Source organism: Nostoc sp. DedVER02, assembly GCF_034530675.2.
Lineage (GTDB): Bacteria > Cyanobacteriota > Cyanobacteriia > Cyanobacteriales > Nostocaceae > Nostoc.
In genome coordinates this window covers 32,806-56,991 of record NZ_JAVRCP020000009.1, presented here as the reverse complement: position 1 = coordinate 56,991, position 24,186 = coordinate 32,806, and the positions used below count along the sequence as shown (strand labels likewise).

Below are 24,186 nucleotides of genomic sequence, written 5' to 3'. Positions count from 1 at the left end.
TGTCTTTATATTTTTGCGAAGATCAAAATAATGTGGCTAAATTCAGTGAATAGCTGATCTTAGTATTTCTGAATTAAAGGAGCCTCACACTAAAAAAAAAGTTCCCTATGTACTTGAATTCTCCCGTTACTCAGTTTGAGAGTTTGTCATTGACCACAGCAGAGCCAAACCCAGAGGAACCTGAAATAGAGAAAGCGCCAGTGGAAGTTGCATTTAAAAGTCCATCATTACCGCCATCGGTAGGTGATGGGGCTATATTTCTCAATCAACGCGGTAATTCTTTGGCACAACAAAAGTCAGAAGAATTGCAAAAAACTCTTCTGGCACATCGACACGATCGCCAACTGGTAATTCTGCAAGATTTTCCTGACCCTGATGCCCTTTCTTGTGCGTGGGCTTATCAGTTAATTGCCCAGCAATATGATATCAAATGCGAAATCATTTATGCAGGCGCATTGAGCCATCAAGAAAATATTGCCTTGGTAAGGCTGACTAACTTACCTATTCAACGCTGGACAACGCAAACCTTGAAAACCAAGGATTTGTCATGTTATCAAGGTTTTGTATTAATTGATAACCAGGGAACCACTTCACAGCTACTATCAGCCGTGCAGCAGGCTAAAATTCCCCTAGTGGTACTCATTGACCATCACAGTATCCAAGGCGATCTGCACTCAGAGTTTGAGGATATCCGTCCTTACGTAAGAGCAACGGCAACAATTTTTACACAGTATCTCCAAATGGGGTTATTGGCATTAGATAGCAGCATAAATCAACACGTTAAATGTGCAACTGCCTTGATGCACGGCTTGCGATCGGATACAAATCGGTTAATGCAAGCACAAGAAGAAGACTTTATGGCAGCTGCGTATTTAAGCCGATTTTATGATGCCCAATTGCTGAATGCTATTTTACAGGCGAACCGTTCCAAGCGGGTAATGGATGTGATCGAGCGATCGCTAAAAAATCGCATCGTCCAAAATAACTTTTCCATTGCTGGTGTTGGTTACTTACGCTATGAAGATCGTGATGCCATCCCCCAAGCGGCTGATTTTCTCGTTACCGAAGAAAACGTCCACACTGCGGTAGTTTACGGCATTGTTCACGATGAAGATGATGAACTAGAAATAGTTATCGGCTCCCTGAGAACCAGCAAACTTACCCTTGACCCCGATGAATTCATCAAAGAAGCCTTTGGACAAGATAGTGCAGGGCGCTTTTTCGGCGGTGGAAGGACAAGCGCAGGCGGTTTTGAAATTCCAATGGGCTTCTTATCTGGTAGCAACGAAAATTCCGCCTATGCGAAAATGAAATGGGAAGTATTCGACGCTCAAATTAAGCAAAAACTGCTGAGGTTAGTTAACCCTAGAGACAACCCGATTCAGTCAGAATAAAGGCAGAAGGAGATGGGGAGAACTCCTAACTCATGCAGCAGTCAAAGTATTTGGTCAGATAGCATCCCTAAGTCATTCGTGATAAATATATTTCCCGGCTTTTTATAAAAGTCGGGAATTTTGATCTTTTGACATAGGCTGAACAGATTGAGAATGTAGTTTGTGCCTAATACTATTTGTAAAAGAAGAATTCTATGAAAATTATAGAACTGCAAATGTTACAAACTCTGTATGAGCAAGATTTTTATGCTTGGGTAGAGCAGACAGCAGAGCTTTTGCGATCGCACCAGTGGGACACCCTAGATTTAGAAAACTTAATTGAGGAAGTAGTGGACTTGGGTAAGAGTCAACAACGGGCGTTGCAAAGTGCGTTGCGGTTGGTATTGTTGTATTTGCTGAAGTGGAAGTATCAACCCGAACGCCGCAGCCGCAGTTCGCAAGTTACCATTACCCGTGAGCTACTAAATATAGATGAATTACTGCAAGAAAGTCCTAGCTTGCAGCGTTTTTTAAATGATGATGAGTGGATTAATACTATCTATCAAAGAGCGCAACGAGAGGCAATGGTGGAGACTGGTTTATCAGAGGATGAATTTGCGATCGCTTGTCCGTTTTCTGTTGATGAGATTTTAGACTTAGACTTTTATCCTAACGCTGACCAATAATCGTAAAGTTATTTACCCTCTAACAATTCCTACTCATAGTCTAAATTAAGTAAAAATACGGCTTAAGTTTAGTATGATAAATGGCTAGCATCATGATAATCATGAGCGGTCAATTTTATTTCTGATGGAAACTATAATTTTTCTTTGCAACGGTGAAGCAGAATATTACAGTGGAAAAGGAATCGTTAAAAATAGAGAACGGAAGTATTTGTATATTTAAGTTAGAGAATGACAAGCTTGATTTATCTAAATTATGAGTACCCTAAAGGAAGTAGAACTCGCTGTTAGTCAACTTTCACCAGAGGATTTAGCTGCTTTTCGTACCTGGTTTGCTGAATTCGATGCAGCAGCTTGGGATAAACAGATTGAAAAAGATGTGGCTGAAGGTCGGTTAGATGCATTGGCACAGAAAGCACTCAAACATTTTCGAGAAGGGCGTTGTACCGACCTGTGAAACATCGAGCAACCCCTGATTTTTGGTATTACTATCGCCAGTTACCAATTGATATCCAAGAGCTTGCTGATCGATGTTACGAGTTTCTTCGGGAAGATCCCAAATATCCATCATTGCATTTCAAAAAAGTCGGTCAGTTTTGGTCAGTGCGTATTGGTATATATTATCGGGCACTTGCTGTAAAAGAAGATGATAATTTTGTATGGTTTTGGATTGGCTCACATCCAGACTATGACAGATTGCTAAGTGGTGGATAGCGTTCTAACATTGCCTAAGAGCAGCCTAACTGATCACTCACAATACAAAGTATGGAACTATACTTAATTCGTCATGGCATCGCCGAAGATAAGGGATTAGGGATTAAGGATGAAGAACGCAGCCTTACCAAAGAAGGAAGGCAAAAAACTGAGAAAGTTGCCCAGAAACTTGTTAAATTGGGTTTAAGTTTTGACTTGATTCTTACCAGCCCCTTAGTGCGGGCCCGCCAAACGGCTGAAATTCTTATAGAAGAAAAACTAAGCTCCCAGTTAGAGGAATCTAGCCATCTCGCCCATGATGGTCAAATTTCTAGTTGGCTAAAAGACTGGTTAGAGCCAAAAAATTATTCTCAAAATACCCAACTGGCGTTGGTTGGACACGAACCTGATTTGACCAGTTGGGCAGAAATTCTCCTGTGGGGGGAAGTCAAAGAAAGCTTAGTCTTGAAAAAAGCAGGTATGATTGGGATAAAACTACCAGAAACAGGTTCTCCTCTGGGTCGGAGTCAGATGTTTTGGTTGACACCACCCAAGTACCTGCTATAACAGTTTTTCAACATTTTCGATTGTTGTTAGAACGGCTACTGTTATGGCGAAGATAAATTTCTGGTAAGTTAGCTTGATCAGATATTTCAAAAAGCAAATGGTGGTGCCATGATGGTGTGCGAATACAAGCCTGGTTTAGAAGGCATTCCCGCCGCTCAATCAAGTATCAGCTATGTTGATGGGCAAAAAGGAATACTAGAATATCGTGGCATCCGGATTGAAGAACTAGCAGAAAAAAGTACATTCCTAGAAACTGCTTATCTCTTAATCTGGGGTGAACTGCCAAGCAAGGAAAAACTGGAAGCATTTGAGCATGAAGTTCGTTACCATCGGCGGATAAAATACCGCATTCGGGACATGATGAAATGCTTTCCAGAAAGTGGCCACCCAATGGATGCCTTACAAGCCTCTGCTGCGGCTTTAGGCTTGTTTTATTCACTTCGGGATTTACATAATCCTGCCTACATTCGAGAATCCGTGGTGCGTCTGATAGCAACCATTCCCACGATGGTGGCGGCGTTCCAACTGATGCGAAAAGGTAACGATCCGATACGTCCCCGTGATGACTTAGACTACTCCGCCAACTTTCTATACATGCTTGATGAGAAAGAACCCGATCCTCTAATGGCGCGGATTTTTGATATCTGCTTGATACTTCAAGTCGAGCATACAATGAATGCTTCTACCTTCAGTGCCAGGGTGACAGCTTCCACCTTGACAGATCCTTACGCTGTGGTTGCTAGTGCTGTAGGAACTTTGGGAGGCCCTCTGCATGGGGGAGCCAATGAAGAAGTAATTCAGATGTTGGAAAAAATTGGCTCTGTAGAAAATGTCCGTCCCTACATAGAGCATTGTCTAGAAACTAAATCTAAGATTATGGGCTTTGGACATCGTGTGTATAAAGTAAAAGACCCACGAGCCATAATTTTACAAGGTTTAGCAGAGCAACTGTTTGAGAAGTTTGGGCATGACAAATTCTATGATATTGCTCTAGAGATGGAACGAGTGGCAGAGGAAAAACTTGGTAGTAAAGGGATTTATCCCAATATTGACTTTTACTCAGGTTTGGTGTATAGGAAGATGGGGATTCCTACAGACTTGTTTACGCCAATATTTGCGATCGCTCGCGTTGCCGGTTGGCTAGCCCACTGGAAAGAACAATTAGAAGAAAACCGGATTTTCCGTCCTACCCAGGTTTACAACGGTTTGCACGAAGTTACTTATACTCCAATTGAGGAACGGTAATTGGGCATGGGGCAGAAGAGGCAGAGGGGCAGGGGGCAGGGGGCAAGGGGGAGAATTAAAAATTACATCTTTCCCCTCTGCTCCCTGCTCCCTGCTCCCTGCGTCCCCGCATCCCATATCCGCTCAATAGCCAATCCCAATGCCAATCATAAGTAGAAGTTCTCATATCGCTTCAGAGGGCTAAAACCATCCAAGGATATACTAGGCATGGGAATTAGCGACAAATCTTCTATCAAGCATCATCTGGGCAAAAATTAAAAATGGGTGAATTTACAGGTATTAATTTAACTAATAGTTGTAATTCACTATGACTCGATGTTTTAAAGAGCGGAAACATGAACTCAGGAATTGACCTCCAAGGAACTTTTATTGAATCCCTCCGGGATTTAGGTTTACCAGCAGGAACAGCCAAAGCAATTTGGATGCCCCTGCCAATGATACTGATGCTGATTGGGGCAACAGTGGGGGTATTAGTTGCTACTTGGCTAGAACGAAAAATTTCTGCGGCAGCACAGCAGCGAATTGGGCCAGAATACCAAGGGCCTTTTGGGTTGCTAGTGCCTGTAGCGGATGGTTTGAAGTTGGTATTTAAGGAAGATATAGTACCAGCCAAGTCTGACCCCTGGTTGTTTACCCTCGGCCCAATTATTGTTGTAATTCCGGTGTTTCTGTCATTCCTGATCGTCCCCTTTGGGCAGAATATCGTTATTAGCAATGTGGGCATGGGCGTATTCTTGTGGATTGCCTTATCAAGTATTCAACCCATTGGCTTGCTGATGGCTGGCTACGCATCTAATAACAAATACTCCCTCTTAGGGGGCTTGCGGGCAGCAGCGCAATCTATAAGTTACGAAATTCCTTTGGCGCTGGCGGTGTTAGCGATCGCTATGATGTCTAATAGCCTCGACACCGTTGATATTGTCAATCAGCAATCTGGCTACGGCATTCTAGGCTGGAACATTTGGCGACAACCAGTTGGTTTTCTGATCTTTTGGATAGCCGCCCTAGCTGAATGCGAACGATTACCCTTTGACTTACCCGAAGCGGAAGAAGAAATCGTTGCAGGCTATCAGACTGAATATTCAGGGATGAAATTCGGACTATTCTACCTGGGTTCCTACGTTAACTTAATCCTTTCTTCCTTACTAGTAGCAATTCTCTACCTGGGCGGTTGGGACTTTCCCATTCCCCTCAACCTCATTGCTGGTTGGCTGGGAGTCAGTGAATTAAATCCCGTGTTCCAGATAGTCACTGCTTCTTTGGGAATCACAATGACCGTCTTCAAAGCCTATTTACTAGTGTTTGTCGCCATCCTATTGCGCTGGACAGTACCACGGGTACGGATTGACCAACTGTTAGATTTAGGATGGAAGTTTTTGTTACCAGTTGGCTTGGTTAATCTCCTATTAACCGCCGCCCTAAAATTAGCCTTTCCCTTCGCTTTTGGTGGTTAATCATTAGTCATTAGTCATTAGTCATTGGTCATTAGGAAAGGACAAATGACAAATGACAAACGACAAATGACTAATGACAAAAGACAAGGGACAAATAACGCTGATAGCTTAAAAAAGAGAGAGTGAGACAAAATGCTCAAATTCCTAAAACAAGTTGGTGATTACGCCAAAGAAACGGTACAAGCTGCGCGTTATATCGGTCAGGGGCTTTCTGTCACCTTCGACCACATGCGGCGGCGACCAATTACCGTACAATACCCTTACGAAAAACTGATTCCTGGCGAACGGTTTCGCGGTAGGATTCACTTTGAGTTTGATAAATGCATCGCCTGCGAAGTTTGCGTTCGCGTTTGTCCAATTAACTTGCCTGTAGTCGATTGGGAATACGACAAAGCCAGCAAAAAGAAAAAACTCAACCACTACAGCATTGACTTTGGAGTTTGTATCTTTTGCGGTAACTGTGTGGAATTTTGCCCAACTAACTGTCTATCGATGACAGAAGAGTATGAGCTTTCCACATACGATCGCCATGAATTAAATTATGACAACGTAGCACTAGGTCGTCTGCCCTACAAGGTAACAAACGACCCAATGGTTACACCACTGCGCGAACTAGTTTATCTACCCAAAGGTGTCCTCGAACCCCACGGACTGCCCGCAGATGCGCCGCGTGCAGGTGCGCGTCCAGAAGACCTGGTAGAACAAACAGAAAAATAAATGTCATTTGTCCATTGTCATTTGTCCTTTGTTATTTAACTAATGACTAATGACTAATGACTAATGACCAATGACCAATGACCGATGACCAATGACTAAGGACAAAAAACAGTGAATCTAGCAGAAGGAGTACAGTTAGTATCGCTTGGCATACTAGGCGTGATGATGATTGGGGCGGCCCTTGGTGTGGTGCTGTTCTCCAACATCGTCTATTCTGCCTTTTTGCTGGGGGGTGTGTTCATCAGCATAGCGGGAATGTACCTGTTGCTAAATGCTGATTTTGTTGCCGCCGCACAAATATTAATTTATGTTGGCGCGGTTAACGTGCTGATTTTGTTCGCCATTATGTTGGTGAACAAGCGGCAGGATTTCGTAGCATTTCCTAACTCTTGGGTGCGTAAACTACTTACGGGTTTAGTCAGCATAGGATTGTTTGGTCTTTTAAGTACGATGGTGCTGGCTACTCCTTGGGCTTACTCAACTGCTCCTATAGCAGGTGGTACAAGCTCTATAGTTTTGATTGGAGAGCATTTCTTCACTGACTTTTTACTACCTTTTGAACTGGCTTCCATTTTGCTGCTGATGGCGATGGTAGGAGCAATTATTTTGGCACGTCGTGAATATTTGCCAGATCAACTAACACGATCCGAAGTGGGACAAACCGTTTTAACTTTGCAAGAACGCCCCAGAGAACTGGTATCAACAACCAGCGAAACAAAAGAGTAATATTTGCGACTTAATTCGCAACTAAAAAGCCAGATTTTTCAGGAGGGATACCCAGATTCATGCAACTCCAATACTTTTTATTACTAGCAGCAGCTTTATTTTGCATCGGTATCTACGGTTTAATTACCAGCCGTAACGCTGTGCGGGTGCTGATGTCAATTGAGTTACTGCTCAATGCTGTTAATCTGAATTTAATGGCATTTTCCAACTTCCTCGACTCAACATTAGTTAAGGGTCAGGTTTTCACAGTATTTGTGATTACCGTGGCCGCGGCCGAGGCGGCGGTGGGTTTAGCGATCGTGCTTGCCATTTATCGCAACCGCGATACCGTCGATATGGAGCAGTTTAATCTCCTGAAATGGTAATTGTGCGTGCAACTAAAGCAGGTAATCATTGCTTATAAAGCGCGGGATGCCCGGAGTAAACAATGGGCAGAAATCTGTGCTAAACAACTAGAAAGCCGCGAGTGCCATGTGTTGATGGGGCCTAGCGGGCCAAAAGACAACCCTTATCCTGTCTTTTTGGCTTCGGCGGCTCAACCAATCGATCTCGCCTTGGTACTCGGTGGCGATGGTACTGTTTTAACTGGTGCCAGACATTTAGCCCCAGCTGGCATCCCGATTCTGGGAGTGAATGTGGGAGGACATCTGGGGTTTTTAACTGAGTCAGTGGAAGAGTTTCAAAATACAGAGAAAGTTTGGGATCGACTGTTTGAGGATCGCTATGCTATCCAACGACGGATGATGTTACAAGCTGCGGTGTATGAGGGTCACGGCTCTAATTTGGAACCCGTGAGTGAGCGTTACCTGGCTTTGAATGAATTTTGTGTCAAACCCGCCTCCGCTGACCGGATGATTACCTCAATTCTGGAAATGGAAATTGACGGTGAGGTAGTCGATCAGTACGTTGGGGATGGGTTGATAATTTCGACTCCCACAGGTTCGACTGGTTACACCGTTTCTGCTAATGGGCCAATTATGCATGATGGTATGGAGGCACTTACCATTACTCCCATTTGTGCAATGAGCCTTTCTAGTCGTCCCCTCGTTTTACCCCCTGGTTCTGTGGTGAGTATTTGGCCTTTGGGGGACTACGATTTGAGTACCAAACTGTGGACTGATGGAGTGTTAGGGACTTCTATTTGGCCCGGACACCGCGTTGATGTACGGATGGCAGAGTGTCGGGCTAAATTTATTATTTTGCGCGAGAACAATTCCTACTATCAGACGCTACGGGAAAAGTTGCTTTGGGCAGGTACAAGGGTTCACTACAACAATAATCATCGTAATTAATTAAGTATTTTAGAGTGCATCTACCGCAGATTGCGATCGCAACGAAAACCATCCAAGCCCCTGGATTTATCTAGGGGCTTTCCCCTTGTCCTGTTCTTAGAATTACATCTATAGCAAGGGACTGGGGACTGGGTGAAAAGTCTTTTTGTGTCTAAGTTTCATCATCTGTTGATGTCCTAACCACCAAGACTTGTGCTATATAGCCCAATACAGTTAAGTTAAGGTTAAAACTCTTTGCCAAAGTCAATTTTTTTAACGTAGACCCTTCTCTACGAGACGCTACGCGAACGGCTTGCCGCAGGCTACCGCAAAGGACGCATAGACACGAAGTGGCTTCCCGCAGGGTAGGACGCTAAGAGAAGAAAGAAAGACTTAACTGAAGCGTATTGATCTATAGCCTATATCAAAGGAAAATTTTGTATCTTATTGCCAGATTTTTTAGGAATTAATGCCCATAATAAAAGCACTGTACATCTAATCCAAAAGAGTAAGAAATTTCTCTAGAGGTTATTTTATCAAAAAGTGTTTCAATCATAATTCGACACATTAATGCATAATGTGAGCTATTTGTATAGTGCCTAAATCCTAGTAGGATATTTTCGCAAATCTAAGTAGGAAGATAGATGGAAGTTTCTGGACGCAATATCAATTATTCACTGAATCCTCCTCCGGCTATTGAAGATTTTCCCGTCCTTCAAACTGAAAAATATACCCTACGGCTGGCTTCAACTGAAGAAGAATTAGAATCAATTTTTCGGTTACGCTTTGAAGTTTTTAATCTGGAACTAAGCTTGGGATTTTCTACTTCCAACTTTACCCAGATGGATATAGATAAGTTTGATGCGGTTTGCCATCATTTAATCATGACTTCCAAACAAACGGGTAAAACCATTGGAACTTATCGGATGCAAACCTATACGATGGCTTCTCAAAGATTAGGCTTTGATGCTGCCGATATATTTAATCTTAATGCAATTCCTCATTCTGTGCTTCAGGCATCAGTTGAAGTTGGGCGTGCATGTATAGCTAAAGAATACCGTAATAGTCAGGCACTTTTACTATTATGGAAAGGGTTAGCAAATTATCTCATCTGGAGTAAAAATCAATATTTTTTTGGCTGTGCATCATTACTAACACAATGTCCTTTGAAAGCTATTTGCACTTATGATTATTTTCAGCAGAATGGTTTGATGCATCCAAGTATTTTGGTTTATCCAAATTCACAATCTTGTCTAGAACTGCCTCAAAGTTGTCCAGATTCATATAATGTGGAAATTCCTAAAATTTTGCAGGCATACTTGAATATTGGAGCTAAAATATGCAGTATTCCCGCTATCGACCGACATTTTAAAACTATTGATTTCTTAACTATATCGAATACCAAAGATTTTGCAAGATGGCGTTATAAAATATTATAAAAATTATCTTTAAACCTAATGCCTATTGAGATTATGTAACGAACAAATTTAGATACAATTACTAATTCGTAATTTGTCATGACGAATTATGATGATAGGCGTGGCTGCGGCACTAGATTATTTTAGACAAAAGCTTGGGAAAAATACTTATGCACCATCTCAAATTTGCTCCGAGTTGGTTGCGATTTTTAATTATTTTCTTATTAACAATGGGTATATTGTTTCGCTTTTTTAACCTTGATACCAAGGTTTTCTCCCATGATGAAACTTATACCTTATTACGAATTTCTGGCTATACAAGAACTGAAGCACAAAATAAACTATTTAATGGTAGTGTCATTGGCAAAGAAAGTTTTGCTCAGTTTCAAGGTGTAAATCAAAAAAGTTTAAATGACACAATTATGACTTTGGCTAAAAAAGATTCTTTACATCCACCGCTTTATTACGTAATAGCTAGATTGTGGTTGGAAATTTTTGGTAATTCAGTGACGGCAATCAGAAGTTTATCTGCTTTAATCAGTTTGCTGGTTTTCCCTTGTGTCTATTGGCTATGCCGAGAATTATTTAATGTGCCGCTATCGGTTCCTGGTGTAGCGATCGCACTCATGGCAATTTCTCCAATTCAACTAGTATACGCCCAAGAAGCACAAGAATATATTCTCTGGTTAGTCACCATATTACTATCTAGTGCATCTTTGTTACGAGCAATACGCTTAGAATCACAAGCTCAAGATGAGCCAGCAAAACAACAGCCAGAAATATTTGCTACTTGGAGCATTTACGCCGTAACTTTGGCAATCAGTCTTTATACATTTCTTTGGAGTGGATTTGTAGCAGTTGCTCACGGAATTTACGTTATTGTCACTGCCAGATTCCAGTTATCTCCAACTGTTAGAACTTATTTGCTAGCATCACTGGTAGGTTTTTTAGCCTTCATCCCTTGGCTAACGGTTGTGATAGGTGACTTTTTCCAATTTTTGATTTCAGCAGATAAAACAACAACGCAGTCATCTTTGATGCCTGTATTTGAACTATTATTAATGCAATTAAGCCGAATATTTTTTGATATAGACCTGAGCTTAGAAAATAGTTTTAGTTATTTAATTAAAATAATTTCTTTAATTTTTATAGGATATTCAATTTATTTCCTTTGCCACACAACTAACTATAAAGTTTGGTTGTTTATCATTATATTAATTGTAGTACCAGTATTGCCCTTAAGACTACCAGACTTAATGGCTGGCAGTATACAATCATCTACCGATCCATATTTCATACCATCTTATTTAGGAATTCAATTAGCTGTTGCTTACTTACTAGCTATCCAAATATATAATCAAAGCGTGTCACACCGGAATATTTGGTATGCGATCGTGGCATTAGTAATTATTTGCGGTTTAATTTCTTCTAAAGTTCATTCCCAATCAGAAACTTGGTGGAATAAGGGTATGAGCTATAGCAATCCGCAAGTTGCCCAAATCATCAATCAGACTACTCGCCCACTTTTGATTAGTGATGCTTTGGGTAATAATTATGGAAATGTTTTTTCTCTGAGCTATCTTTTAGAGTCGAAGGTGCGATTTCTGCTAGTTCAAAATCAAAAAATTCCTAAAATTCCTGATAGGTTTGCTGATGTTTTTTTATTCAATCCTTCAGATACTTGGCGCGAAACGATAGAAAAAAAGTATAATTTGAAGACAGATATTGTTTATAGGAACAAATATTATTCGGTTTGGAAATTAGCTAAACCTCACAGTGTGCGCCAACGCGATATTATCCGCAAGACGAAATTATCCAATCGTTGACTATCAGGTTATGAGACAAGTTTATTTTTTAGATACTTATTGTTCAAAAGGCATTTACATTTTTACTTGCTTAAATTGAGATAAAAATAACAAAAATAAATCTTCAACAGATTCTTATCTAAAATTAATTTAAGTGGTACTACGATGCTTTAAATTGTCATTTGAGATTAATTTGATGATTAATTTAAAGGTGTAGTATGCAAATAACAGATTTTCTTGGTCTTTTACACCCAGCGATCGCAATTATAGTCGTGTTTCCACTAATCGGGACAGTAGTTAATTTTGCTTGGCAAACACGCCAACGCAGATTGCAAATTTTAGCCGGGAGTAAGAGTAAAATTCCCCCAGTGGTAGGTGGAGAACATAAGCAGTTAGGTGAAAGGCTAACAAGTGCGGTTGTCGGATTAACTTTAATTGGATTAAGCTATCCTATTGGCAAAAATATTATTAACAATCAATTATGGAATAAAACACCTTTGAAAGTTGCTTTTATCCTATTAATATTAGCTGCTACCATCGCCTCTTTAGTATTTCTTTATCAGGCAAAGCAGCGAGTATGGCGGGCAATTTTTGCTACTTTAACTGGTGCAGGTTTAGTAATACTAGGCTGTCAGGATGGAGTATTTCGCCGTACTAATGAGTGGTATTGGTCGCATTATTATATTGGTATAATCGCAGCACTGCTAATGATTTTTTCATTAGCGATTGTTCAAGATATTTATCAAGATAAATCTAATCGCTGGCGTATCGTCCATACAATTTTAAACTGTATTGCTTTGTTGCTATTTATTGGACAAGGTATGACAGGAACGCGAGATTTATTAGAAATTCCCTTGAGTTGGCAAGAACCATATATTTATCAGTGTGATTTTGCTAATAAAACTTGTCCAACACCAAATTCTCAACTACCAAAGTGAACTAAGAAAATTAATCCTTTGTTTAAGCAATATTATCTACAAGACGATCGCGAATTGCTTTAAGTTGGTCTTGAGTCTTAATTGGCTCTCGTGGTGCTGGCAGTTCTGTATTCGGCCAGTTAGGTAAACTATTACAGGGGCATAACAATGCTGGCATCCCAACGTTTCGCGCGGCTACTGGCATATCACAACGACCACAAGGAACCATATCCCAGGCTGGTGTCAACAGTTCAGCAATGGTTTCTTGCGTACCCTCTAGGTAACAATCACCTGATTCCGGCGAAATAATTTTTTGCCAGCACTCTTCAAATTCTTCACTATAGCGATCGCCATTTAGCACCGATTGAGGCAAAATGCTTGCCTTACCGTTGCCCGTAATCACTTTCTTACCCAACTGAAACCAGTAGGCAAGGTATCCTCTAACTTCTTGTTTGGTTGCCATAAGACAATTTTAGTATTTTAGATTTTGGATTAATTTGAATCAATAGTTAAGAATCTTGACTCCTGAATGTTCCAGCATCCTCTCTGTTTGGCAATGGCGAACCAAGAACACTGAGATTGAGAACATGACCAGCAGTAACTAAATAGACAGTTTCGCTAAGGGCAGCTAACTGGCGCACTAAAGAACCCAAGCGATCGCGGAACATCCTCCCAAGGGGATAAGCTGGTACTACACCCCAACCTACCTCTTCTGCTACAAACAGCATATCAGCAGCAACCAGATCCACCGTCTCTAATAACTCTACAACGATATTTTCCCAGCTAGATTTATCTTCCTCTAAAAGATTAGCAACCCAAGTTCCTAAAGAATCAACTAAAAGGCACGTATAGGGTTTAGCATCGGCGAGGGTAGCAGACAGTTCTATAGGTACAGATAGAGTTACCCAGTCTTGAGGACGGCGTTGCTGATGTTCTAAAATACGTTGATGCCATTCTTGGTCATCTGTGTTATCGGTCGCTGTTGCTACGTAAACAACTGCTTTCCCTGACTGCATAGCTAGAGTTTCCGCCCATTCACTTTTACCAGATCGTGCTGGCCCTGTTACTAAGATGATTTTACCCAAAGTTGTTTTCTGAGTATTTTAACAATAATAGGAGATACGCAAAACTATACACCGTAAGGGCGATTCATGTAGATGCAAAGCGGCTTTCCACAGGATATTACCCCTACCGTAAATCAAGGATTTCACTGACTTTTTGCGTAAGCCATAAAATAAGTAGCTAGTTGCAATTGCTCGCTACAGTTTTTACTTTATTGGTAAAATTTTTGGTTTGAAATAACTTTTAAGGGATAAAATTAGCACCAGCACCATTCAAAATTTATAATTCATAATTCGGTTTCTAGTCAGGATTGACATCCCACCGCAAACAGGACTAACGTCATTATGCACTAGGTAAAAACTCTTTCTAATTAATTACGAATTACGAATTACGAATTAGATTGGTGTCACAATTGGCAAAAGCCGAAAATCCCAACAACCCCCTTCTCAATTATTCAACACCATTGGGGACAGCAAAATTTAGGATGTCTTTATGAACGCAGGCTTAAAACGCATAGAAGCAACGCTACACGATTTAGGGAATCGCGGCACTGCCTCTGCCGCCGAAGCAGGAGATTCGACAACAAAACGGCCTTTTTCCTTTAGAATCAGTGTCGGAGCCAACGAATCTACAGAAAGTACACAAACTCCATCATCTCAGCAAGAACAAACAGTTGATTTGGGCGTAAATACTGAGAGTAATGATGCTCCCGAACAGAATTTCTTTCCTCACCACGACTCTGTGCAGACCTTTCAAGCAGAAGAGAATGGTGGCAAAACACCCAGCCTACCCAAGTTAAAAACTCCGACCTTTAGTAACCATCGCCACGGAGCAAACCCAGCATTGGCGATGAATCTATTGCAAGAAATTCAGGAAACTGTCGCTGGTTGGCAAATAGAACTGCAAAATATTTTGAACCAAATTCAGGATATTTACTTAGAAGGGCCAATTGTCAATGGCTGGTTAGAATCCAATCCCAGCGAACCAGAACCGGGAGGAACTGCAACATTGCGCCATGCAGAAGTTGACCGCCTAATGAACTATGTAGAAGAAATTTGCGCCACTGGTGGGAAAGTATCTTATAAATCATCGATTACTGGCTACCGCCTCTGTGGTGTAGATGATGCTGGTAAAGTCTGGTCACGCCCATGTCCAGCAGATCAAGTTCCGAATGTTAGTATGGCGATCGCACGTTACCAAAAGTTACGTCAACTATTGGGGCGTAAGCAATCTTTAGAAACCCGCCTGAGTCAACTGGCTCAAACACTTGTAGTTTTACACAGTCATATTCAACAAACGTGAAGTTTTAAAGATTATTTCCGAAGAAACTCGGTTGGTGGGTCGGTAATTTTTGGTTTAGATTAACTCTCAGCAGGTATGCGTTGGATTTAAGATTTTTATCTAAAATCCCAAATCTCAAATCCAAAATAAAATCTATGCCAGACACCCAAATCTCTGCCATTATCTGTACCCACAATCGAGATACCTATTTAGGGGCTGCAATTGATAGTCTTTTAGCACAGGATTTTGCTACTGACTTTGAAATTGTGATAGTTGATAATGGATCTAGCGATCGCACCCGTGAGGTTGTAGAACAAAGAACCCACAATCCACGCCTGAAGTATGTATTTGAACCCACTCTCGGTTTATCTGTCGCCCGTAACACAGGCGCAAAAGTAGCTAGTGGTGACATTCTTGCTTATTTGGATGACGATGCTGTTGCTAGCCAGGGTTGGCTACAAGTTTTATATTTTGCCTATTACAATAATTCTAAACTAGCGATCGCAGGTGGCAAAGTCACTCTCTTATGGCCGCCAGGAATCGAACAACCACGGTGGCTATCTCCAGGACTAGCTGCAAATTTGGGTGCATACGACTTGGGTGATAGTAACATCTACATCGAGCAACCTGGCTTAACACCCAGAGGCTTAAATTACTCCATCCGCCGCAGTTTCCTAGAAGAAATTGGCGGTTTCGATCCTCATCTCGGTCGAGTGGGGAAAAATCTATTATCAAATGAAGAACTGCAAATGACCGAATTTGCCCTACAGCGTGGTTGGCAAGTCGCTTATCTTCCTGAAGCGCTAGTTGCTCACAATGTAGCCCCAGAACGTCTACAACGCACCTGGTTTTTAAACCGAGGTTGGTGGCAGGGTATCAGTGAATGCTATCGAGAACAACTTGCTGGTAAAGCTGGAATCGCTCAATTGCAGCGAGGTAGCGAACGGTTTGTGCGTGGCTTGTATAAAGCATTGCAATATTTTTCCGATCCAGCAGAACGGTTTGACAAACTTGTATATGCTTACGGTCAGATTGGTTACTTAAATGCTGCTATTCAAGGTCTTTTATTCACATCAAATAAGAAATAAAGAAGAATGGAGAATTCAGAATTCAGAATTCAGAATGCTTTACTCCTAACTCCTAACTCCTAACTCCTAAATATATGTCATCTAAAATACCAGTTTCAGTACTAATTCCAGCAAAAAACGAACAAGCAAACTTGCCAGCCTGCCTCGCTAGCGTCAGCAGAGCAGATGAAATATTTGTAGTAGACTCTCAAAGTACCGACAACAGCATTGAAATTGCGAAAAGTCACGGTGTAAATGTCGTGCAATTCAACTTCAATGGACGCTGGCCTAAAAAGAAAAATTGGTCTTTAGATAATCTCCCTTTCCGTAACGAATGGGTGCTAATTGTCGATTGCGACGAACGCATTACCCCAGAACTTTGGGAAGAAATTGACCAAGCAATTCAAAATGAAGAATATACAGGTTATTATCTCAACCGCCGCGTATTTTTCTTAGGAAAATGGATTCGTTATGGTGGGAAATATCCCGATTGGAATCTCCGTTTATTTCAGCATAAAAAAGGCCGCTACGAAAACCTACATACAGAAGATATTCCCAACACTGGCGACAACGAAGTTCACGAACATGTGATTTTGCAGGGCAAAGTTGGGTATCTCAAAAATGATATGCTCCACGAGGACTTCCGCGACCTTTATCACTGGTTAGAACGTCATAACCGTTATTCCAACTGGGAAGCCAGCGTTTATTTTAATATTCTTACAGGTAAAGATGATAGCGGCACTATCGGCGCAAATCTCTTTGGTGATGCAGTGCAACGCAAGCGCTTTTTGAAAAAAGTGTGGGTACATCTGCCATTTAAACCCTTTTTACGGTTTGTTTTATTTTATATAATTCAACGCGGTTTTTTGGATGGCAAAGCTGGATATATTTATGCACGCTTGCTGAGTCAATATGAATATCAAATTGGCGTTAAACTTTACGAATTACGCAACTGTGGTGGTCACTTAAATACTGCAACTACTCCAAAGGAAGAAGCAGGGGAGCAGGGGAGCAGAGGAGCAGAGGTAAAGCTATTAACCATTGATTCTTGACAAATGACAAATGACCAACCTTTCGTAGATTTACGTAAATATGACCAATCTTGGTTTGATCGCGGGCGGCCAAGTTGGTATGTTTTGTTATGGTGGCTTGTACAAGCGATCGCATTTCCCCTCACTCCTCAACCGTTAAATATTCTGCGTTGTGTCTTGCTACGACTATTTGGCGCTAATATCGGCAAAGGCGTATTAATTCGACCTACCGCTCGCTTCACCTATCCTTGGAAAGTTACCATTGGCAACTACAGCTGGATTGGAGATAACGTAGTTTTATACAGCCTGGATCGGATAGACATCGGTGAACACTGCGTAGTTTCTCAAAAAAGTTACCTGTGTACTGGTAGTCACGATATCGAAGATCCTGCCTTTGGATTGAAAACAGCGAGTATCACTATTAACAATGGTGCATGGGTAGCAGCAGATTGTTTCGTTGGGCCGGGAGTGCAAATCGGGACTAATGCTGTGATTGGCGCTCGTAGTACTGTTTTGGCTAATATGCCTTCTGGACAGGTTTGTTGGGGAAGCCCTTGTCATCCCAGGACGAGTCGGATAAAACTTGATTTCCCCACAACCCCCTGATTTTATCAACAAACACAGTAAGGTAGCACAGTTAACTGTGCTACCTTACGTTTTGTACTTTTCTAGATGGTATCGAACCCCCAAAACTTAGCCCGCAATTCCTCTATTTGCAACAACGAATTTTGGTAAATAGAGGAATTGCGGAAGTCTAGATAGAATTAAGAGTGACTTTCTAAAGGATTAGCAATGTATTTGAATTCTGGCTCAGAATTCCAAGGGCCACGCTCATCTTTACCATTACCATCTGTAGATAGGTTGTAGTAAAGAGCAACAGTTTCATCTGGCTTAATATTACCAAAGAATGGATCTGTCAGCTTACCTAGCGAATCTAGAGCTTTCATAAACATCTGGGTATGAGAAATTTCTCGTGTTAACAGATGCACTAAAGTTTCTTGAGTTCCTTTGTCAGTTGCCAACTTAATTAACTCTTCGTAAGTCTGACGAGCGCCAGCTTCTGCTGCAACGTTAGCTCTTAAATCACGGACTACATCTCCGCCTTCATTCAAGTAACTTGCAGTCCAAGCATTACCCTGACTATCTAGAAAATGAGGCCCAATGCCTCGAACTGCAAAGAGAGTACTCTTATAAGCCTCTGTCTGATCAGTATTCTTAGTATGAGCTTCAATGAGTTTCCCAACCATTTCTAAATGGCTGAATTCCTCAATTGCAATGTCTTGGAGCATATCTCTAATTCCAGCATTTTCAACATGGAATGATTGAACCCAATATTGCAATGCAGCACTAAGTTCTCCAGTAGCTCCGCCAAACTGCTCTAGAAGTAATTGAGCAAAACGAGGATTTGGTTCACTAACGTTAACTGCATGAATAGGCTCTTTTTTGTGAAAAAACATAGATTTACACTTCCAAAAAGTATGATGTTACAGAAGGGATGTAATGGTCTTTTCGGATTTTCCCAGAGAGAGCTAATTTGATGTTTGATAGCTTCTCAAGCTGGTTAAATAGAAGACCTGTCAGTGTTGAGAACTGCCAATTAGCGATTAGTAATTGCTGCTTCTTCTGAATTAATGCCCATAGATAAATAGCAAAAATTGCCTCAAGCACAGCAACTAAAATCCCAGGAAGAGTTAAACCAGTGCCAGCCGCAGTAATTTGTAGAGTTCCTGTTCGCAATCAGCTAAACAGACTTCCACCGACGAAAGCACCAATGATACTTAAAATCATTGTGGAGAGAATTCCATCACCTTGATAGCCAGGATAAATAGCTTTAGCGATCGCCTACACGATCACACCTGCCAAAAGTCCTAAAACTACCCAAGCAATAATACTCATAACTGCCTCAACAATTTCACATGTATCTAAGTTATCAACTCTGATTCACAATTCTTTCTACCAGATGGGATAAATCCTAAATCCAAAAGTTAGACAAAAGAGTTTACATAGCAATTTAGATGAAAATTGCCTTATGGCATAAATAAATACCATAAAGATGCTCAACATTTGTTACTAGGCAAACAAATCGTAAATTATTTAATTTCTAATCTATTAGGCTTTATTTTTTATAAAAATAATTATTAGCAAAAATATAACTTTCGATGATTAATAGATTAGCGATATAAACGAATATGTATCCATCTAAAGATATAAATGTTTTGTGTATCTTTTTGGAGATGTATAAAAATTATTTTTCAACTAGCTTTTCTAAGTTACATAAAAATTTATTTTGGACAATCAATATTTATTGAAAATATCAAACAGAATATTTATTCAAAAATTTAATCTCCAAGTTTGTTAATGAATCAGGAGTTTAAAGACCGCAAAATTTCAGCAATAATGAAGTAAGGCTATATCTCAATAGAGCTAATTTCGTGATATTTTTCCAAGAATATTCGCTCCTCCTTTTTTAAGAGGTTTAATTCCCTCCTTAAAAAGGAGGGTTAGGGAGACGACTATTTTAAATAGCACGAGAGAATTTTGTCTCTTGCATTTTTGTGTGGGTATCAAATATAACCGCAATATTTCTGACTAGTAATCTCCCGATGTCTGTAATCTGAATCTGATTTTTTGATAAACTGACTAGACCATCAGCTTCTAATGGTTTTAACGCCTCTAGTTCTTCAGCAAAATATTCATCAAAATGGATCTGATATTTGTTTTCAATATCTTGCTTATGCAACTGAAAGTGAGACATAATACCCATGATGACATCCCGCCTGATAATATCATTTTGAGTCAGCTTGACACCTTTGCTAATAGGTAAATTACCTGATGCAATTGTCTGATAATAATCCTTTAATTCCTTGTGATTTTGAGCATAAGCATCTTCTAGCATACTGATGGATGTAGAACCAAAGCCAAATAATTCTGTCTCAGCGTGGGTAGTGTAGCCCTGAAAATTGCGTTTTAGAGTGCCATTTCGTTGAGCGATCGCTAGTTCATCATTAGTTTTGGCAAAGTGATCCATCCCAATAAATAGATATTGGTTATTCGTCAATTCTTCAATAGTCATTTTCAGAATCTCTAACTTTTCCTCGGCTGGGGGTAGCGCTTCTTGAGGAATATTTTTTTGTGTCGGTTTTAGCCACGGAACATAGGCGAAGTTAAAAACAACAATTCTGTCAGGATCTAATTCAATTGTCTTTTTCAGCGTTTCTCGAAATGTTTCACGGGTTTGATAGGGTAAACCATAAATTAAGTCTACATTCACACTTTCAAACTTAGCTTCTTTGACCCAACTCATGACATCCAAGAGCATTTCTTCTGGCTGGACACGATTTACAGCTACTTGAACTTGGTGATTAAAATCCTGAATGCCAAAACTAATGCGGTTAAACCCAATCTCTCTCAGAAAGAAAATGTAGTTTTTATCGATATAGCGGGGATTAATTTCAATTGAAATTTCTGCTTGGGGATCAATGTTGAAATAGCGATTGATGTTTTTCCATAAAAATTCTACTTGGTAACGATCCAAATAATTAGGTGTGCCGCCTCCCCAATGGATTTGCAACACTTTCCTGTCTGAATCGATTAAAGCTGCGGTGTTTTTGATGTCTTGAACCAAAGACTCCACATAAGGTTTAGCAATATTCTTGTTGTTAGAAATTACCGTGTTACAGCCGCAGAAGTAGCAAGCACTTTGGCAAAAAGGGATGTGGAAATATAAACTCATAGGAGTTTGGCGTTGATTAGATGCTGCGATCGCGGCCTTAAAATCAGTTTCAGTGAATGTTTCGCTTAACTCTGTAGCGGGCGGGTAACTAGTATATCTAGGTGCGCGAGTGTCGTACTTTTGAATCAGATCCAGATCGAATTTGACACCAGGTAATAGAAAAACCATTGAGTTACTTTCCAATAAGTGTGTGAAGGGAGTGGGGAAGGAGGCAGGGGGCAGGGGGCAGGGAGCAGGGAGCAGGGAGCAGGGAGCAGGGAGCAGGGGGCAGGGGGCAGGGCGAAATGACTAATGACTAATGACTAATGACTAATGACCAATGACTAATGAGTTAGGCTATTAAAGAGGACTTGTCCGAGTGCGTTAATTAAAGTTCCCTCTAACTCTTGAGCCATTTGCAAATTGAACTCAAAGGCATTATTAGCTTCTGCAACAATCCGTTCTGCTGTTGCATCATCGATGGGTAATGCATTTAATGCCTGACGATACTTATCCTTAAATGCCTTTTTATCAGGAATTTGCTCAAAATTGTAAAAGGACGTGCCTTCATAGCCAGAAAGCTTCAGGGCTGATTGAGCAACTTTTTGAAGCATTTGACCCCCAGAAAGATCGCCCATGTAGCGAGTGTAGGCATGACCTAGCAATAAGGCTGGTTCACTAGCAGAAATTTCCCGAATGCGGTTAATGTACTTTTGGGTAGCAGATGAGGGTATAATTTTCTCTCTCCAATCATCCCCATAATAGAACACCATATCTTTTTCGAGCGAGGATTGGCGATTAAGTTCTAGAAAGTAAACTGCACTAACCACAGGATGGTTTACATGACTCTGTAATGCTGCTTCTAATTCACTGTAGACGTAATACAAGTTACTTAAGAATTTGGCGAAGCAGTCTCTATCCACAACTCCTTGCACAAAACATTTCATGAATCCCACATTTTCTGCTGATGCGTGGGCTTGTTGAGTTCCAGAACGCAGTTTGATGGCGAGATTGCTACTCATTGTTGCTTCCTTCATGTTCAAGCGCAAGGTTGCTGGACAGCCATCGGCTTAGGATGCCTGCCAGTGCCAGCTAGAAGATTGTTATTCTGGGTTTAGAGAGGATCTACATCAGTCTATCCAGTAAGTACCACTGCCGATTTAGATCCAGGTATTGTTATTTCTCCTAAGATTATTTAACTATTAATTTATATATATCTATCAAGATATTAGTATTTATTTATGTTTTTCTGATACTCATATTTAGGCATATTTCAGTTAAGTTGTAACAAAGCTGATTTTGGAATAAGCATTTTAACTATTTTGAAACGATGGGTAATAAGTTTATTTCTCACAATTAGCTTTCAATAATTTAACTGATGTTCAAAAATAACTATTTATACTTATTTAAATTTAAAAGAATGTATGAAAAACTCCACGCCACTTGCGGGATGGAGTTTTTGGGCATGGGGAATATGCCCCAAGCGGCGGGGCGGCTATCCCTCTGCACCCATGAAGGGATGGAGTTTCCCACCGCTTTCAATGAAGGCTGCGGGGATTGCCATCGATTCGGAGCATTTTCGCAAGGTGGCTAATGAGCAATCCTTATCTAAACCCCGATGGGAGCAAATCTCTCCAATAGACTAATTGTTGGCTGTAATGACTGGGCTTGAACAAATAGTGTACTTTGCTCACCAAAAGCAGTCCAATTTTCGTTAGATAAAGGCTCAGAGGCAACAATAACTTGGTTTGGGTGCTTGAGAAAATCACTTGACCAATAAAGCGTAGGGGCTTGTGTACGGTAAGCGTAGCGAACTGCTGCAAGTGCTTGACCATCACTGACAATTATATTGGCACTAAAGCTGGTGTTGTGTTCTGATGCCAACTCAGTCAATTTTTGAAGTGTTGCACGTAAGGCATCAAACAGAGTACTGTCTGGAGAAGACTGCCACATTTGCACTAACAAGGCGAAGATGTGTTCTGAGTCAGTCATGCCTTTAATCAGGCGGTATGTGGAATCACAGAGGCTCTCACGTATTGGTCTATAAAGAGTCTGTTGAAAGTTTGAGATTTCGCCATTATGCACAAACAACAGTTTCCCACTGCGAAATGGTTGACAGTTGCTAATGTCCAGCGATTCACCTATCCCAGCTAATCGAACATAGCCTACAGTACAGCTAGATTGTACATAGTTGCTTAACTCTTTCAGATTCGGATCGTTCCAAAGCGGAATCGTGTTTCGGTAAATGAAGGGTTTTCCCACTTCGTCGTACCAGCCTACACCCGCCCCGTCTGCACAAACTCCTCCTGATTTTAATTCCAAGGGGCTGTAACTTTGTTTGTAAAGCGAATGCTCCGGTTTATACAGCAACTCATCTAATGGGATGGGATTACCAAGGTAGCCAATTAATCTACACATAAAAAATGACGTTGCTGAAAGATTAACAAAATTTAGCCACAAGCCCCGATATTAATCGAAACTTTTAACTGTGCAATTACTGCAAAACATTACTAATTTAACAATTATTTTTTATCTTGTGTATGCTTAAACCATGACTTTAGTCATACTTTTGTTTGTAACTTTCATTAAACTTTTTCTGGAGAATTCTCAATGACCATTTCAATGTACCAAGCTTCAATACCTGTGTCTATTCGGGCACTGAATAACCTTGTAAGTATTCTGGAAAAAGGCGCTAATTATGCTGAAACAAAAAACATAGATCCTTCTGTTTTGATCAATAGTCGTCTATCCCCAGATATGTTTCCGTTATCAAAACAAGTGCAAATTGCCTCCGATATTGTAAATAGAGGTGCTGCACGACTAGCAGGGATAGAAGCACCCCAATTTGAGGACAATGAAACTACATTCCCTCAACTTATTGACCGCATTCAAAAAACTATCTCTCATTTAAATACATATAAACCTGAGCAAATCGACGGTTCTGAAGAGAGAGCAATTTCCATTAAAATGCGTGACAACACTCTCTCCTTTCAAGGAATGCCATATCTGCTCTATTTTGTGTTACCAAATCTTTATTTCCATGTCACAACAGCCTATGACATTCTCAGACACTGCGGTGTAGAACTTGGTAAACAAGACTTTCTTGGTCAGCCTTAATAGGAACAATATCTAATGTCATTTCACGAAATACCTGATACAAATAA

At 40.7% G+C, this 24,186-nt stretch carries 26 protein-coding genes and 1 pseudogene; 20 read left to right on the top strand and 7 right to left on the bottom strand.

What is annotated here, in order from left to right:
- Positions 1-107: 107 nt before the first annotated feature.
- The 14 genes from RMZ41_RS12075 to RMZ41_RS12010 all read left to right on the top strand — a co-directional run bounded on the left by RMZ41_RS12075 (position 108) and on the right by RMZ41_RS12010 (position 12,890).
- Positions 108-1,394: a bifunctional oligoribonuclease/PAP phosphatase NrnA gene (locus tag RMZ41_RS12075; protein WP_322642739.1), complete on the top strand. Its 1,287-nt coding sequence runs from the start codon at positions 108-110 to the stop codon at positions 1,392-1,394.
- 194 nt (positions 1,395-1,588) lie between these two features.
- Positions 1,589-2,059 (top strand): DUF29 domain-containing protein, encoded by a 471-nt coding sequence (locus tag RMZ41_RS12070; RefSeq protein ID WP_322642738.1) that lies wholly within the window; start codon positions 1,589-1,591, stop codon positions 2,057-2,059.
- Positions 2,060-2,312: 253 nt separating this feature from the next.
- Entirely contained in the window at positions 2,313-2,513 is a 201-nt protein-coding gene (locus RMZ41_RS12065) for a hypothetical protein (protein WP_322642737.1), read from the top strand.
- Positions 2,510-2,770, top strand: a complete 261-nt coding sequence (locus tag RMZ41_RS12060) for a hypothetical protein (RefSeq protein WP_322642736.1) — start codon at positions 2,510-2,512, stop codon at positions 2,768-2,770. The genes RMZ41_RS12065 and RMZ41_RS12060 overlap by 4 nt, the downstream gene beginning before the upstream one ends.
- 51 nt (positions 2,771-2,821) lie before the next feature.
- Positions 2,822-3,316: a phosphohistidine phosphatase SixA gene (gene sixA, locus RMZ41_RS12055; protein ID WP_322642735.1), complete on the top strand. Its 495-nt coding sequence runs from the start codon at positions 2,822-2,824 to the stop codon at positions 3,314-3,316.
- Between the two features lie 108 nt (positions 3,317-3,424).
- Positions 3,425-4,561, top strand: coding sequence for a citrate synthase (locus tag RMZ41_RS12050; RefSeq protein ID WP_322642734.1), 1,137 nt, complete (start codon positions 3,425-3,427; stop codon positions 4,559-4,561).
- A 335-nt stretch (positions 4,562-4,896) separates the two neighbouring features.
- A complete protein-coding gene (gene nuoH, locus RMZ41_RS12045) occupies positions 4,897-6,015 on the top strand; it encodes an NADH-quinone oxidoreductase subunit NuoH (protein ID WP_174708586.1) in 1,119 nt (372 codons plus the stop codon).
- Between the two features lie 132 nt (positions 6,016-6,147).
- Positions 6,148-6,732: an NAD(P)H-quinone oxidoreductase subunit I gene (gene ndhI / locus RMZ41_RS12040; protein ID WP_322642733.1), complete on the top strand. Its 585-nt coding sequence runs from the start codon at positions 6,148-6,150 to the stop codon at positions 6,730-6,732.
- 111 nt (positions 6,733-6,843) lie between these two features.
- On the top strand, positions 6,844-7,458 hold the full coding sequence (locus RMZ41_RS12035) for an NADH-quinone oxidoreductase subunit J (protein ID WP_322642732.1): 615 nt from the start codon (positions 6,844-6,846) through the stop codon (positions 7,456-7,458).
- Between the two features lie 59 nt (positions 7,459-7,517).
- Positions 7,518-7,823, top strand: a complete 306-nt coding sequence (gene nuoK, locus RMZ41_RS12030; RefSeq protein ID WP_322642731.1) for an NADH-quinone oxidoreductase subunit NuoK — start codon at positions 7,518-7,520, stop codon at positions 7,821-7,823.
- Positions 7,824-7,829: 6 nt separating this feature from the next.
- Complete coding sequence (locus RMZ41_RS12025; RefSeq protein WP_322642730.1) at positions 7,830-8,750, top strand: NAD(+) kinase; 921 nt, start codon at positions 7,830-7,832, stop codon at positions 8,748-8,750.
- Between the two features lie 623 nt (positions 8,751-9,373).
- Entirely contained in the window at positions 9,374-10,168 is a 795-nt protein-coding gene (locus RMZ41_RS12020) for a GNAT family N-acetyltransferase (protein ID WP_322642729.1), read from the top strand.
- A 149-nt stretch (positions 10,169-10,317) separates the two neighbouring features.
- Complete coding sequence (locus tag RMZ41_RS12015; RefSeq protein WP_322642728.1) at positions 10,318-11,973, top strand: glycosyltransferase family 39 protein; 1,656 nt, start codon at positions 10,318-10,320, stop codon at positions 11,971-11,973.
- A gap of 197 nt (positions 11,974-12,170) precedes the next feature.
- Positions 12,171-12,890, top strand: a complete 720-nt coding sequence (locus RMZ41_RS12010) for a DUF4079 domain-containing protein (protein ID WP_322642727.1) — start codon at positions 12,171-12,173, stop codon at positions 12,888-12,890.
- Positions 12,891-12,912: 22 nt separating this feature from the next.
- On the opposite strand, the gene RMZ41_RS12005 is transcribed toward RMZ41_RS12010, so the two are convergent.
- On the bottom strand, positions 12,913-13,332 hold the full coding sequence (locus RMZ41_RS12005; RefSeq protein WP_322642726.1) for a hypothetical protein: 420 nt from the start codon (positions 13,330-13,332) through the stop codon (positions 12,913-12,915).
- A gap of 46 nt (positions 13,333-13,378) precedes the next feature.
- Positions 13,379-13,954, bottom strand: a complete 576-nt coding sequence (gene cobU, locus RMZ41_RS12000) for a bifunctional adenosylcobinamide kinase/adenosylcobinamide-phosphate guanylyltransferase (protein WP_322642725.1) — start codon at positions 13,952-13,954, stop codon at positions 13,379-13,381.
- 469 nt (positions 13,955-14,423) lie between these two features.
- Here cobU and RMZ41_RS11995 point away from each other — a divergent pair, with 469 nt between their 5' ends.
- The 4 genes from RMZ41_RS11995 (at position 14,424) to hpsU (ending at position 17,916) form a co-directional block, all read left to right on the top strand.
- Positions 14,424-15,233 carry a hypothetical protein gene (locus tag RMZ41_RS11995; protein ID WP_322642724.1) on the top strand — a complete coding sequence of 270 codons (810 nt, stop codon included), beginning with the start codon at positions 14,424-14,426 and terminating at the stop codon, positions 15,231-15,233.
- Positions 15,234-15,367: 134 nt separating this feature from the next.
- Entirely contained in the window at positions 15,368-16,300 is a 933-nt protein-coding gene (locus RMZ41_RS11990) for a glycosyltransferase family A protein (protein WP_322642723.1), read from the top strand.
- Between the two features lie 74 nt (positions 16,301-16,374).
- The gene (locus RMZ41_RS11985) at positions 16,375-17,331 is read left to right on the top strand and encodes a glycosyltransferase family 2 protein (RefSeq protein ID WP_322642722.1); all 957 of its coding nucleotides are present in this window, start codon (positions 16,375-16,377) and stop codon (positions 17,329-17,331) included.
- 3 nt (positions 17,332-17,334) lie between these two features.
- Entirely contained in the window at positions 17,335-17,916 is a 582-nt protein-coding gene (hpsU, locus tag RMZ41_RS11980; RefSeq protein ID WP_322642721.1) for a hormogonium polysaccharide biosynthesis acetyltransferase HpsU, read from the top strand.
- A gap of 158 nt (positions 17,917-18,074) precedes the next feature.
- On the opposite strand, the gene RMZ41_RS11975 is transcribed toward hpsU, so the two are convergent.
- The 4 genes and pseudogenes from RMZ41_RS11975 to RMZ41_RS11960 form a co-directional block, all read right to left on the bottom strand.
- Complete coding sequence (locus RMZ41_RS11975) at positions 18,075-18,767, bottom strand: manganese catalase family protein (protein ID WP_322642720.1); 693 nt, start codon at positions 18,765-18,767, stop codon at positions 18,075-18,077.
- Positions 18,768-18,927: 160 nt separating this feature from the next.
- Positions 18,928-19,149 (bottom strand): annotated as a pseudogene (locus RMZ41_RS11970) (GlsB/YeaQ/YmgE family stress response membrane protein); the annotation flags it as partial.
- Positions 19,150-19,828: 679 nt separating this feature from the next.
- Positions 19,829-21,211 carry an oxygen-independent coproporphyrinogen III oxidase gene (gene hemN / locus RMZ41_RS11965; protein WP_322642719.1) on the bottom strand — a complete coding sequence of 461 codons (1,383 nt, stop codon included), beginning with the start codon at positions 21,209-21,211 and terminating at the stop codon, positions 19,829-19,831.
- Positions 21,212-21,366: 155 nt separating this feature from the next.
- Positions 21,367-22,044, bottom strand: coding sequence for a heme oxygenase (biliverdin-producing) (locus RMZ41_RS11960; RefSeq protein ID WP_322642718.1), 678 nt, complete (start codon positions 22,042-22,044; stop codon positions 21,367-21,369).
- A gap of 402 nt (positions 22,045-22,446) precedes the next feature.
- On the opposite strand from RMZ41_RS11960, the gene RMZ41_RS11955 reads away from it, so the two are divergent.
- Positions 22,447-22,668: a hypothetical protein gene (locus tag RMZ41_RS11955; RefSeq protein WP_322642717.1), complete on the top strand. Its 222-nt coding sequence runs from the start codon at positions 22,447-22,449 to the stop codon at positions 22,666-22,668.
- On the opposite strand, the gene egtC is transcribed toward RMZ41_RS11955, so the two are convergent.
- Positions 22,631-23,440, bottom strand: a complete 810-nt coding sequence (gene egtC, locus RMZ41_RS11950) for an ergothioneine biosynthesis protein EgtC (protein ID WP_322642716.1) — start codon at positions 23,438-23,440, stop codon at positions 22,631-22,633. The genes RMZ41_RS11955 and egtC overlap by 38 nt on opposite strands.
- 192 nt (positions 23,441-23,632) lie before the next feature.
- On the opposite strand from egtC, the gene RMZ41_RS11945 reads away from it, so the two are divergent.
- Positions 23,633-24,139 (top strand): DUF1993 domain-containing protein, encoded by a 507-nt coding sequence (locus RMZ41_RS11945; protein WP_322642715.1) that lies wholly within the window; start codon positions 23,633-23,635, stop codon positions 24,137-24,139.
- Positions 24,140-24,186: the final 47 nt, after the last annotated feature.